This is a genomic window from Clostridium sp. AF21-20LB (assembly GCF_003478795.1).
Classification (GTDB): domain Bacteria; phylum Bacillota; class Clostridia; order Lachnospirales; family Lachnospiraceae; genus Otoolea; species Otoolea fessa.
Map to the genome: position 1 here is coordinate 200,994 of NZ_QUGD01000001.1, position 12,565 is coordinate 213,558.

The 12,565-nt window shown below is 50.8% G+C and carries 9 protein-coding genes and 1 pseudogene; 3 read left to right on the forward strand and 7 right to left on the reverse strand.

The features are described 5' to 3' along the window. Positions 1-30: 30 nt before the first annotated feature. From cysE to glgB, 4 genes and pseudogenes are all read right to left on the reverse strand, one after another. Positions 31-710: pseudogene (cysE, locus tag DWX76_RS01105) on the reverse strand (serine O-acetyltransferase). Positions 711-856: 146 nt separating this feature from the next. Next, positions 857-1,420: an HD domain-containing protein gene (locus tag DWX76_RS01110; protein ID WP_118569971.1), complete on the reverse strand. Its 564-nt coding sequence runs from the start codon at positions 1,418-1,420 to the stop codon at positions 857-859. 43 nt (positions 1,421-1,463) lie between these two features. Next, positions 1,464-2,354 carry a mechanosensitive ion channel family protein gene (locus tag DWX76_RS01115; RefSeq protein WP_118569972.1) on the reverse strand — a complete coding sequence of 297 codons (891 nt, stop codon included), beginning with the start codon at positions 2,352-2,354 and terminating at the stop codon, positions 1,464-1,466. Between the two features lie 21 nt (positions 2,355-2,375). Then, the gene (gene glgB / locus DWX76_RS01120) at positions 2,376-4,898 is read right to left on the reverse strand and encodes a 1,4-alpha-glucan branching protein GlgB (RefSeq protein WP_242995783.1); all 2,523 of its coding nucleotides are present in this window, start codon (positions 4,896-4,898) and stop codon (positions 2,376-2,378) included. Positions 4,899-5,444: 546 nt separating this feature from the next. Between glgB and lepB the strand changes: the two genes are divergently transcribed. After that, positions 5,445-5,960, forward strand: coding sequence for a signal peptidase I (gene lepB, locus DWX76_RS01125; RefSeq protein WP_243022422.1), 516 nt, complete (start codon positions 5,445-5,447; stop codon positions 5,958-5,960). 35 nt (positions 5,961-5,995) lie between these two features. Further along, on the forward strand, positions 5,996-7,315 hold the full coding sequence (locus DWX76_RS01130) for an aspartate kinase (protein WP_118569973.1): 1,320 nt from the start codon (positions 5,996-5,998) through the stop codon (positions 7,313-7,315). A 387-nt stretch (positions 7,316-7,702) separates the two neighbouring features. Here the strand turns inward: DWX76_RS01130 and DWX76_RS01140 are convergent, their stop codons facing one another. Beyond that, entirely contained in the window at positions 7,703-9,349 is a 1,647-nt protein-coding gene (locus tag DWX76_RS01140) for a DEAD/DEAH box helicase (RefSeq protein WP_107000818.1), read from the reverse strand. Between the two features lie 413 nt (positions 9,350-9,762). Here DWX76_RS01140 and DWX76_RS01145 point away from each other — a divergent pair, with 413 nt between their 5' ends. Further along, on the forward strand, positions 9,763-10,575 hold the full coding sequence (locus DWX76_RS01145; RefSeq protein WP_022359467.1) for an amidohydrolase family protein: 813 nt from the start codon (positions 9,763-9,765) through the stop codon (positions 10,573-10,575). Between the two features lie 95 nt (positions 10,576-10,670). Here DWX76_RS01145 and DWX76_RS01150 read toward each other — a convergent pair whose 3' ends face one another. After that, positions 10,671-11,891, reverse strand: coding sequence for a hypothetical protein (locus tag DWX76_RS01150; protein WP_118569974.1), 1,221 nt, complete (start codon positions 11,889-11,891; stop codon positions 10,671-10,673). Positions 11,892-11,899: 8 nt separating this feature from the next. Then, positions 11,900-12,382 carry a hypothetical protein gene (locus tag DWX76_RS01155; RefSeq protein WP_118569975.1) on the reverse strand — a complete coding sequence of 161 codons (483 nt, stop codon included), beginning with the start codon at positions 12,380-12,382 and terminating at the stop codon, positions 11,900-11,902. Positions 12,383-12,565: the final 183 nt, after the last annotated feature.

Here is a 12,565-nt window from a genome sequence, read left to right on the forward strand (position 1 = left end):
GCCGAAAGGGGCGTTATGAATAATTTTATGTCAGGCTTTCTCCTGTCCTGCCCGCACTGCTTCCAGTTCCTTCCGCAGGTTTGCCGACTCTTCTCTAAGTTCCTGAAGCTCTTTCCGGAGCGCGTCGATCTGCTCTAAAATACGCTGATCGTCCTCGCCGATGATCATCTTCTGCTTCTTTGGCAGCGCCACGCCGTCCTTCTTGACCGGACGCGCCGGAATGCCGACAGCCGTGGTATTTTCCTCGAGCGGGCGGAGCAGAACCGCATTTGCCGCTACGGAACAGTTATCACCGACCTCGAAAGAACCGAGAATCTTTGCGCCGGAACCGACCGTCACATTATTTCCCAGCGTCGGATGACGTTTACCCTTCTGTGTTCCGACACCGCCCAACGTCACACCCTGATAAATCGTACAGTTGTCGCCAACCACCGCCGTCTCACCGATGACAACGCCGCAGCCGTGGTCAATCAGAATACCGTGTCCGAGCTGCGCACCCGGATGAATCTCAATCAATGTAAAGAAACGTGCCACCTGTGAAATCAGGCGCGCAATGAAAAACATATGGTGCTCATAAAACCAGTGCGCCACCCGGTGCCAGATCAGGCATGTACGCCCTGATATAAAAGTAGTACCTCCAATGCATTTCTCGCAGCCGGATCTCGCTCCTGAACCGCTTTTACATCCATCCAAATATCTTTTAAAATCATGTCTCTTCCCCTTTTACTGAACTGAATGACCTTTCCGTTTCCGCAAAATCCCAGAACCTATCGTCCTTCTCTTCTCCGACAGCCATTCTTTCTGACTGGCTGCTGCAGTTTCTCATTGTCATCCTATGTTGTTTTTATGCTGCCGTTCATATATTTTGTAAACTACAACACCCTGCGATCCCGCCAAATACCTTGCCGCAGAGACGCACATATTCCTGATATTCCGGTGTCTCATTCAAGTCCTTCAAAAGGTCTATCATCGACGTGTAATACCACGCCTGTTTCTCTCTGTCCTTCATATTAAACCGCTGCCAGAGCTCCTCCCCGACCAACAGATAGTCACGCGCCATGCTGCGGATATTGCTCAGCTTGTCCGCCATCGTCAGGATCTTCTCCGCCGGACTCGCTGTTTTCAAATGTTCCAGCGTGTGCCCCTTGCGCTCAATCCAGGTTTTGGACTTATCCTCGCTCTCCGCCAAGACCAGATCTGCAACCCGGGTGCCAAACTCCTGTTTCAAATCCTCGTAGGTCACATCCGTGTCCTCGATCGTATCATGCAGAAGTGCCGCTGCCAGTATCTCCTCATCGTTCGTCAGCATCGACGCAATCAGCGCCGTCTCCAGCGGATGAACGATATACGGAATTCTGGTTCCCTTCCGGTGTGCGCCCTTATGCGCCTGTTCTGCAAATTTTGCCGCTCTGTCAATCATGGTTGTTCCTCTGTCTATATTGCTTATACTGTTTAAACGATTGCTACTGTTTTAAATGTACATCCATCTTGTTGTATGGAATTTCGATGCCCGCCTCGTCAAATGACAGCTTGATCCGTTCCAGAATGTCCCATCTCGTCTGCCAGTAATCGGACGTCTCTACCCAGCCCCGGATGCCAAGCACCACGCTGCTGTCGCCCAGGCTGTCCACAAATACCTTGATGTCCTCGTCCTTCTTCACCATCGGATGTTCCCGGTAAACGCGCTCTAACACCGCCTTTGCCGTCCGGATATCCGCCTCATAGGCAATACCGACCTTGAGCTCCAGCATCCGCTTGTCCATCGCCGTCACATTGGTCACGGTTGAGTTTGAAAGGGTGCCATTCGGGATGGTAATTGCTTTATTATCGGTTGTCAGGATAGTCGTGTAAACCAGCCCGACCATCGAAACCCTTCCTTCCCCGGACGGGGAAATGATATAATCACCCACCCGGAACGGTTTCATAATTAAAATCAAGAGTCCGCCCGCAAAGTTTCCAAGACTCTGCTGGAGCGCCAAACTCAGCGCAAGACCTGCCGCGCCAAGAACCGCCACAATCGAGGCGCTGTCCATGCCAAGCTGCCCTGCAATCATAAAAAGCAGGAATACATTCATCACAAACTGGGTCAGAGCCCGCAGGAAACGGGTCACGCCCACATCCATACCGGCATGCTCCATCGAGCGGGACAGCATCTTCTCGATCATCGAGATGATCTTCCGCCCAATCAGGAAAATGATGAACGCCACCAGTACCTTCTGTCCCAATGCCATAAGCCCCGGACCAATCCGATGCATGATCGAAGCCATCGTATCCACGTTCAAATTTGCCGGATCCGATAGTGACTCTGCTACCGCCGCGATCTCCTCGCCTGTCAGCTCTGCCGCTGTTGCCATCTATTTCATTCCTTCCTGTACTTACTCTTTTCCCACCTTTTTATCCAGACCTTCTTCCAATCCCGCCTGTCGTCTCGCAATCGAGGACAGACTGATAATCTTGGAGGAAAGCCCCGCCTTCGCCTCTGCCAGCTTATCTGAAATACCCGCCAAGCGTTCTGCTGCCGCAGCAGCTGTCCCCCCGGCTTTTCCATTGAATGCCGACGCTGCCTCCGCCATCATGCTCTGGGGATCGGTTTCTGCCTTTTCTTTTACACTCTTAGTGCTGTGGGTCGTCTTCTTCACCTTCGCCGGTTTTTCCTTCTTCTCCGGCTCCGTCGGCGTGCAGCTGAAGACACTGATGCCAAGCGGTGCCAGCTGGATCGTGATGGAATTGTCCTTTCCATCACATTCCTCTGCCTTCGAGGACTTCATACGCGGATTGACCTTTCCGCTTCCGCCGAATTTCTCCGCATCGCTGTTGAAAATCTCTTTGTATTTTCCCTTAAACGGTACGCCGACCGCCAGCTTCTCATGCAGCTGCGGGGCAAAATTGCAGACAAAGAGCAGTGTCTCATCCGCGCCGCGCCGGAGAAATGCAATGATATTGTCCGCTGCATCCATGCAGTTGATCCACTCGAAGCCCTCCGTCTGATAATCTTTCTGATAGAGTGCCGGATGGCTGGTATAAAGGTGATTTAACTCCTTCACATACTCCTTCATCTGGCTGTGGATCGGGTACTGCAGCAGTTCCCACTCGATCGATGCATTCTCATTCCACTCATCCATCTGGGCGAAATCCTGTCCCATGAAGAGGAGTTTCTTGCCCGGATGTCCCATCATAAAACCGTATGCCGCCCGCAGGTTCGCAAACTTGTCCTCAAACGTCTGTCCCGGCATCTTATTGACCAGGGAACCTTTTCCGTGAACCACCTCGTCATGTGAGAAAACGAGGACGAAATTTTCACTATAGGCGTAAATCATGCTGAAAGTCAGTTCATTGTAGTGGTGGCACCGGAAATATGGATCCTGCTCCATATAGCCCAGGAAATCGTTCATCCAGCCCATGTTCCATTTATAATCAAATCCAAGACCGCCGTTCTTCACGTCGCCGGTAACCTTCGGCCATGCCGTCGATTCCTCGGCAATCAGAATCGCACCATCCTTGCGTCCCCTGAAGACAGAGTTCAGATGCTTTAAAAACTCGACCGCCTCCAGATTCTCATGACCGCCGTACATATTGGCAATCCATTCACCCGGATTCTTGCCATAATCCAGATACAGCATCGACGCCACCGCATCAAACCGGATGCCGTCCGCGTGATAGCGGTCCGCCCAGAACATCGCATTCGCAATCAGGAAGTTTGAAACCCCCGGTCTGCCGTAGTTGTAGATCAGCGTACCCCAGTGCGGATGCGCCCCCTGTCTCGGATCCTTGTGCTCATAGAGGCAGCTTCCGTCAAACTGCGCCATGCCCCATGCATCACGCGGGAAATGTGCCGGAACCCAGTCAAGGATAACGCCGATTCCCTGTCCGTGCAGATAATCCATAAAATACATGAAATCATCCGGTGTGCCGAAGCGGCTGGTCGGTGCGTAATATCCCGTCACCTGATAACCCCACGAAGCATCCAACGGATGTTCCATGACCGGCAGAAGTTCCACATGGGTATACCCCATTTCCTTCACATATTCCGCCAGCTTGACCGCGATCTCACGGTAATTGTAAAACTCCGATCCGACAATCTCGCGTCCTCTCTTATCCACCTCGGTCGGTTTTCGCATCCAGGAACCGAGATGTACCTCATAGATCGACATCGGCGCCGTCTTCGTGTCGAGCGCCGCCCGTTTCTTCATCCAGTCCTGATCGTTCCATTTATATTCGTCCAGATCCCAGACGATGGATGCCGTGTTCGGTCTAAGTTCCGCATAGTTCGCATACGGATCCGCCTTCAACGCCGGGTCGCCGTTCTTGAACTTAATTTCATATTTATAAACAGCGCCCTTTTTTAGCTCCGGGATAAAAATCTCAAACACGCCCGAATCTCCCAACCGCCGCATCTGGCTGCGTCTGCCATCCCACAGGTTGAAATCACCGACGACACTCACGCGCATCGCTTCCGGCGCCCAGACTGCAAAATAGACGCCGCTCACACCTTTGACCGTCATCGGATGCGCGCCCATCTTATTATAAATGCTGTAGTGGACGCCCGCCTCGAATTTCTTCAAATCCGATTCCGTAAACTGCGGTGCAAAGGAATACGGATCGTGTATCTCGCTTAACGTACCATTATCATAAAACACAAGGAGGGTATAATCCGCCAGAGTCTTGCGCGGAATCAGCGCCGCAAAAAAGCCAGTCTCGTCCGCCATCTCCATCTGGTATTGCTTGCCGGTTGCCGAAAGTTTGACCGTAATATCGCGCGCCGTCGGAATAAACGCCTGTACCAGCATTCCCTCCGGCGTCATATGGGCTCCCAGCATCCGGTGCGGGTTTGCCGCTTCCGAATAGACAATTTCTTCAATTCCAGCCCAGTCCATCAGATCGTATAATGTTTTATCCATACATACGCCCCCTTGCGTTCCTTTGTGGTTTTTGGTTTTAGCTTCATTTTAGCATCCCGCGCCCAATAATACAATCATACACTTCAAAACATTTATGAATTTTCCCGAAATTTCGTGAAAAAACTTGATAAATCAAGGCATCTCATATACACTATTATGTCAGAAGGTTACCATTTACAGTAGCCTATTACTGCTCATGCGTTGCACAAACGTTACTGCCGTAGCAGACACCTTTGGAACTGAAAGTGCCATAAGATAACGTCACACAGACAGCAACAGCAGAGAGAGGAGATATATATGGAAGATCAAGATAGAGACCATATTTCGTCCCGAAGCAATTTCTCCGGGCGTTCCGATCAGGAACTGGATGAGATGCTCGATGAACTCCGCGCCGGAAAAATCGGCATCAACCAGCCAGGCCAGAACTCTTCGGAACACGATTCAGAAGATACGCCCGAAGAGAACAACAACGCTTCAGGTACCGGAAATGCCGCAAAATCCAAGAAGGGCAAGAGCCGCAAGGAGGGCTTCAATCTCAAGGACGAGATCATAAGCTGGATTCAGGTTCTGGTTGCCGCCGCTATTATCGCATTCTGCGTCAACCATTTCATCATCGCCAACAGCGAAGTCCCGACCAGCTCGATGGAAACGACCATTATGGCTGGCGACCGCGTCATCGGCTCACGTTTAAGTTACAAATTCGGAGATCCGCAGCGGGATGACATCGCCATTTTCATTTATCCGGATGATGAAGCGAAGGGCATCAAAACGTACTATGTCAAACGTATCATCGGTATGCCGGGCGACACGATCGACATCGTGGACGGCAAGGTATACTTAAATGGTTCCGATACACCGCTCGACGAGCCGTATCTGCATGAACCGATGGAACCAGAAGAACCGCAGCACTACGAAGTGCCGGATGGCTGCTATTTCATGCTGGGCGACAACCGGAACTATTCCAACGACGCACGCCGCTGGACGCACAAATATGTGAAACGAGATAAACTGGTGGCCAAGGTGCTGTTCCAGTATTTCCCGAAGATCCAGAAACTGAATTAACCCCATATTTACTTTAGGAAGGAACAAAGAACATCATGAAGAAAGTAGTAAAGTTTGGCGGAAGTTCCCTCGCCAGCGCAAAACAGTTCAAAAAAGTCGGAGATATTATCCGTGCTGATAAATCCAGACTCTACGTTGTACCGTCTGCTCCGGGCAAACGCAACAAAAATGACACCAAGGTAACTGATATGCTCTATGCCTGCTACGAGGCAGCTTCCACCGGCGCAAGCTACGGCAAGCTTCTTTCCGCCATCAAAGAGCGCTATGAGCAGATCATCGACGGTCTGGAGTTAAACTTAAACCTTGATTATGAATTCAAGACCATCGAAGAAAACTTCATCGCCAAAAAGGGCAGCGATTACGCAGCTTCCCGCGGCGAGTACTTAAACGGTATCATCATGTCCCATTACCTGGGTTATGAGTTCATCGATGCCGCCGAGGTAATCTTCTTTGACGAGAACGGTACATTCCTGTCCGAGAAAACCAATGAAGAGCTGGCAGAACGCCTCGCGCACACTGAGCGCGCCGTTATCCCGGGCTTCTACGGTTCCAATCCAGACGGGACAATCCACACCTTCTCCCGCGGTGGTTCTGATATCACCGGTTCCATCGTAGCCCGCGCGATTCACGCAGACCTCTACGAGAACTGGACCGATGTATCCGGTTTCCTGGTAACCGACCCGCGCATCGTGGAAAATCCGGTTCCAATCGAGACCATCACCTACAAAGAACTGCGTGAACTGGCTTACATGGGTGCAAGCGTCCTTCATGAGGATGCCATCTTCCCGGTACGCCGTGAGGGCATTCCGATCAATATCCGCAACACCAACAAGCCGGAGGATCCGGGTACACTCATCGTCGAGAATACCTGCCGGAAGCCGAAATACACCATCACCGGTATTGCCGGAAAGACTGGATTCTGCTCTGTCACCATTGAGAAAGCGATGATGAACTCCGAAATTGGGTTTGGGAGAAAAGTTCTGGGCGTCTTCGAGGACTGCGGTATTTCCTTCGAGCATATGCCATCCGGAATCGATACGATGACCATCTTCGTACACCAGTCCGAATTCGAACAGAATGAGCAGTTCGTTATCTCCAACATCCACCGCGCGGTACAGCCGGATTCCATCGAGCTTGAGTCCGATTTAGCACTCATCGCCGTCGTAGGACGCGGCATGAAGTCCACCCGCGGCACTGCCGGACGCATCTTCTCCGCTCTGGCACACGCCCGCATCAACGTCAAGATGATCGACCAGGGTTCCAGTGAACTCAACATCATCATCGGCGTGAAGAACGCAGATTTCGAGGCGGCTGTGAAAGCGATTTATGATATTTTTATTACGGCGGAGCTGTAAGAGCAAATTTTAAAGTTATTAAGATAAAAAGTCATCTTTGAGACAAACAAAACATCTCAAAGATGACTTTTTATAATTTTATCTTTATGATATACTAATACAGCTACCACCCCTAGACAGGTGCAGAAAGGGGGTGTGCCATTTTGAATATATTTCTGTCTTTTCTTGTGTCCGTCGTGGCAAGTGTAATCGCCTATTACATATGCAAGTGGTTGGACGGACATCGTTAGGTAGTCAGCCAGAGGCTTAAGCCACCTCGCCCAAATGGAATAAAATCCCTCAGGTGTGCCCGCACCTGAGGGATTTGTTTTTGTGCCACTTTGAACACTTTTGTCTTTTCGCCTAATGGCATTATAGCATATGCCAAATATAATTTCAATATGCTCTTTACTTCCGGTTCGCCTTCTCCATATGCACGTTCTTGCCCTTGATCTTCGCACCGCGCATCGCCTGCAATACAACGTCCGCATGCTCTCTCGGCACCTCGACGAATGTGTAATTATCGAACATATCAATACTTCCGACCATACGTCCCGGCATGCCGGATTCTCCGGCGATCGCACCGAGGATATCACCCGGACGGATGCCCTGGTTCTTTCCGATGTTAATGAAGAGACGCGCTACATCCTCATTTCTGCCACGGCTTCCTCTGCCGTTTCTTCCACCACGGCTGCGGCGGCTCTCATCCTCGAGATCCTCCAGCTCACGCAGCGGGCGGTTCTCCTCTAAGAGCTCCTCGCCCTCTTCGCCCATCATCATTTTGAGTAGCGCTGCTGCCAGATCGAGCGTCGTGTAGTCCTCTTCCAGCACACGTTTTTCTACAATATCGATCACCTTGCTCAGATCGCTGTCCTGCAGCACCTCGCCCACCTGGTCGAGAATCTTATCCGCCTTGATGGAGGTCACATCGTCCAGAGACGGAATCGCCTGCGGAATGATGCGGGTCTTGCAGTAGCGCTGGATCTCGCGCAGCTTGTAAACCTCTTTGCCGACTACGAGGTTAAACGCCTTGCCCTCGCGTCCGGCACGGCCGGTACGTCCGATGCGATGTACATAATACTCGTCATCCTGCGGTACATCATAGTTGAATACCGCCTCAACATCATCGACGTCGATACCGCGGGCTGCCACATCCGTTGCCACCAGAATGTCCGTCCGTCCGGTACGGAATGCACGCATGACACGGTCACGCTGCTCCTGTTTCAAATCGCCGTGAAGCCCTTCTGCAAAATAGCCGCGTCCCTGTAAGCCCTGTACCAGCTCATCGACCTGCTTTTTCGTGTTGCAAAATACCACTGAGAGCTTCGGATCATAGAGATCCAGCAGACGGCACATAACCTCCAGCTTGTTCTTCGGTTTTACTTCATAATAATACTGGGTTACCTTCGGAACGGTCAGCTCTTTCTTGACCACGCGCACAATCTGCGGATCTTTCTGGAAGTTCGTCGCGATCCGCTGAATCGCCTGCGGCATCGTCGCTGAGAACATCAGCGTCTGTCTCTCCTCCGGCAGTGCGCTTAAGATGGTTTCCATATCCTCTAAAAAGCCCATGTTCAGCATCTCGTCCGCCTCGTCGAGGACAACCGTGTGGATCTGATCCATCTTGACGGTTTTGCGGCGCATGTGATCCATCACACGCCCCGGCGTACCGATGATAACCTGCACACCATCCTTGAGGGAACGGATCTGACGTCCGATCTCCTGTCCGCCGTAGATCGGCAGAACCTTGACACCGTGCATGTATTTTGCCAGGCGGCGGATCTCCTCAGATACCTGGATGGCAAGTTCACGGGTCGGGCAGAGAATGATCGCCTGCGGCTTCTTATTCTTCGGATCGATCTTCTGTAACAGCGGAATACCAAACGCAGCCGTCTTACCGGTACCGGTCTGTGCCTGTCCGATGATATCCAGTCCCTGCAGTTCCAGCGGAATCGCCTGGCCCTGAATCGGAGAAGCCGCCTCGAATCCCATATCGGTGATCGCGCGCATGATCTTTGCATCTAACTCTAAATCTTCAAATCTGATTGTTTCCATTCTATTCCTTTCATTGTCTGATTAACGGTCTGCACATTCCGGAGATACATTTCATATATCATATTAGTTATCTTTTTTTTGCATTCTTCCGGAATATTTACAAAAAAAGAAAGAGGCAGTTTGCCCCTTTGCAATACGCATAGCTATCACTATACCAGATCATAGTGTGGATGTCAAACAGATGGAGAAAAATTTGACATCCACCCCATTTGGGACTACACTAACAGTTGATTTCATACAGTTGCTGCATGCTCTATGAACCTGCCGGACTGTTACTGCATTTCTTATTCATATACACCCGAAGTTTTGTTGCACCGGATTTTCTCAAAACTTCCAGACATACATCACAGCAGAAAGGAGGACAGCGCCGTTCTTTTTCCAAAAGGTTTTTGATACAGGCGCCTGTTATCATTATGAAAATCATTGATTCACATTTGCACTTTTGTCCCGGTTACCCGCATTTCGATGAGATTGCCATCGAAGCCGGTCATATCAATAATGAAGAGCATCTGCGGGAATGCTTTCAGAAATATAATATCGTCGGCGGCATCGTCATGGGAAACCGCGGCGTTCACCCGGATAATCACACATACCCGGATTTTCTGCGCTATTGCGTCGGCGTCGAAGCACGAAAACTGACGCCGGAAAAGATTCAGAAGACATGCGATCTTGTCGAAGAAAACTTAAAACGGAATACCTGCGTCGGCATCAAACTCTATCCGGGATATGATTCCATCTACGTTACCGACGAGCGCTTCGAACCGATCTACGACCTCGCCAAGGCGTATAAAAAGCCGGTTGCCATCCACACCGGACAGACCGCCGGTTCCAAAGCATTCATCAAATACAGCCATCCGCTGACCCTCGATGAAGCCGCCGTCCGCCATCCGGATGTCCAGTTCGTCATGTGCCACTTCGGCAACCCGTGGCTGATGGATGCCGCCGCCGTTGTCGAGAAAAATGAAAATGTCGCCGCCGACCTCTCTGGGCTTTTAGAGGGCAAATTTGACATTCCGGAGTTTCTGGAAGAGCAGAGCGGGTATATCAGCACCCTGAAAACCTGGCTTGCCTACATCCGCGACTATGATAAGCTCATGTTCGGCACCGACTGGCCGCTCGCCAACTATGAAGATTACATCGAAATTACGAAACGGCTGATTCCGGAAAAATACTGGGAAACTGTGTTCTATCAGGCGGCGGAGCGGATTTATCATTGCAATTTTTAATGGATTTTTAGAAATCCTAACTCTTTTAAACCATAAAAAGATACTGAAAACGGCTTATTTCAGGCTGTTCCCAGTATCTTTTTTATCTCAAACCATCATTCTTTCCCGGCACCTGTCACGTCTAAAAATACATCCGCCACTCTTTCCATCCCCAGATACGCATACGGCAGCAGCAGCATAAAATACACCACCGAATACTGCCCCTTCGCCTCCCAGACCAGATGGAACAGGAATCCCCCAATAAACACGATTCCCGGAAGCAGCATCCCCCATCTGTCCGGTTCTCCACGTTCCTGCCTCTCCCAGACCGTTTCCATTCCCTGTTTTTTCACAGCTTTCACAGTTTTTTCTGCCTTTTCTGCTTCTATCCTCTTTTCCCATGTTCGTTTCATCAGGACATGCTTACTTCGGCTTCCTTTGGCACTCATCCCGGCAATCACCCATACACACGCCATCGCATACACAAACGTCTGCAACAGATTCGCCGCAAAAACATAGAGCCGGTTCAGACCCCCTTCTTCCTTGAAAAGCTCCCATGGCGGGCTTCCCTCCGCCCAGGAGGTATTTCCCACCTCCTGGATCCAGAGACTCTGAAAGGTCGGTTCCGCCCAGATTGACTCGATCTTCCGAACAAAGAAATCAGCGGCTTTCGCCGGTTCCCCTGCCATATCTGAAATCGTTCTCCGCAAATCTGCCTGCGCCCATGCGGCCGCCAGATCCGCATCCCCATCTGCCTTCTGAAAGAGTTTTACCTGATAGCCATTGTACCAGCCCGGTCCACGTTTGCTCTCCTCCAGTCCCATCTGCACCCAGGCAATCATCGGCGCACCGTCCGATACCGTGCGTCCGGTCACGGAAGAAATTCCTGTCTGAATCCCCCGGTTTCCAATCACATACACTGTAATCAGAAGCACCGCTGCCACCAGCAGGCGTGCTTTCCTTCGAAAGACTCCCGAGGATGCCAGATACAAAAACAGCGCCACCAGCACAATCTCATAATTCGACTTGAGGATCACCGCCGCCGCTACTGCTGCCGCGCCAATCCAGAAGTCTCTTCCCCGCCCCTCTTCCACATACCGCATCAGACGTTCCATCGCCAGACACGAAAGTCCAAATCCTGGCATCGTGCCGTACACGAAGAGGATATAGAAAGAAAATGGCAGACAGCACGCCATCCACAAAAGCAAGCTGCACCTTTCGTTTCCCCGGACCGTCATCCGCTGCAGGCTCACGATTCCCAGAATAAAAAAACCGATATTTAAAATCTGGAAAACTGCATACGCCACATCCCCAAAGAAAAATACCAGCACTGCCATATAGAGAATCAGCCGTTCTGAGACGGGTAAGTGTACGCATACCCAAGCGGTCCTTCCGCTGTCCCATACGAATACGCCACCGGCTCCCAGGCGCTGAAATCGCCCTGCAGAAGTCCCTGCGCGGACGCCATACACTGATGAGAGTCAGAACCGCCCCAGGACGGGACAAGGAGAATCCAAAAAAGATAGGCAGCAGCCGCTAAAAGAAGCCATTGGTTTTTCCGGCAGATACGTTTCCGTTCTTCGCCGCCATTTTGCACTTTTTCTTTTCCCACAAGGCGCTTTCGTTCCTTTCTCCGCCTGTAAAACACCGTCAGTCCAATCACACCCGCACCAAAAAACAGGTGCAGAAACAGACTGTCCCTTCCATACTGTACAATCTCAGAACCGCCATAGACCCGGCAGGTCACAAACGCGCTGAGCAGTGTCAGGAAAAAAAGAATTCCTCCCAACAAAATCCGCACCAGCCCGACACAAAATTTTTCCAGCATTTCCTTCCTCTCTTCTGTCATTTCTGTCAAATTCAGGTTTCATCATTACTGTTCAAGCATCGTGCCCAGCAACTTTTTATCCCTTTTTCATTCCCATCTGTCCTAAAACTTCACTCATTTTATCAAGTCATTTGCTAAATGTCCACTCTTTCCGGCACTCTTTTTGTTACTGTGAACAGCTAC

Excerpts from the sequence above, each read along its gene's own strand:
- DWX76_RS01110 (WP_118569971.1), bottom strand. The coding sequence starts at position 1,420 with ATGATTGACAGAGCGGCAAAATTTGCAGAACAGGCGCATAAGGGCGCA.
- DWX76_RS01115 (WP_118569972.1), bottom strand. The coding sequence starts at position 2,354 with ATGGCAACAGCGGCAGAGCTGACAGGCGAGGAGATCGCGGCGGTAGCA.
- DWX76_RS01145 (WP_022359467.1), top strand. The coding sequence starts at position 9,763 with ATGAAAATCATTGATTCACATTTGCACTTTTGTCCCGGTTACCCGCAT.
- DWX76_RS01155 (WP_118569975.1), bottom strand. The coding sequence starts at position 12,382 with ATGCTGGAAAAATTTTGTGTCGGGCTGGTGCGGATTTTGTTGGGAGGA.
- DWX76_RS01130 (WP_118569973.1), top strand. The coding sequence starts at position 5,996 with ATGAAGAAAGTAGTAAAGTTTGGCGGAAGTTCCCTCGCCAGCGCAAAA.
- glgB (WP_242995783.1), bottom strand. The coding sequence starts at position 4,898 with ATGGATAAAACATTATACGATCTGATGGACTGGGCTGGAATTGAAGAA.
- DWX76_RS01150 (WP_118569974.1), bottom strand. The coding sequence starts at position 11,891 with ATGGCAGTGCTGGTATTTTTCTTTGGGGATGTGGCGTATGCAGTTTTC.
- DWX76_RS01140 (WP_107000818.1), bottom strand. The coding sequence starts at position 9,349 with ATGGAAACAATCAGATTTGAAGATTTAGAGTTAGATGCAAAGATCATG.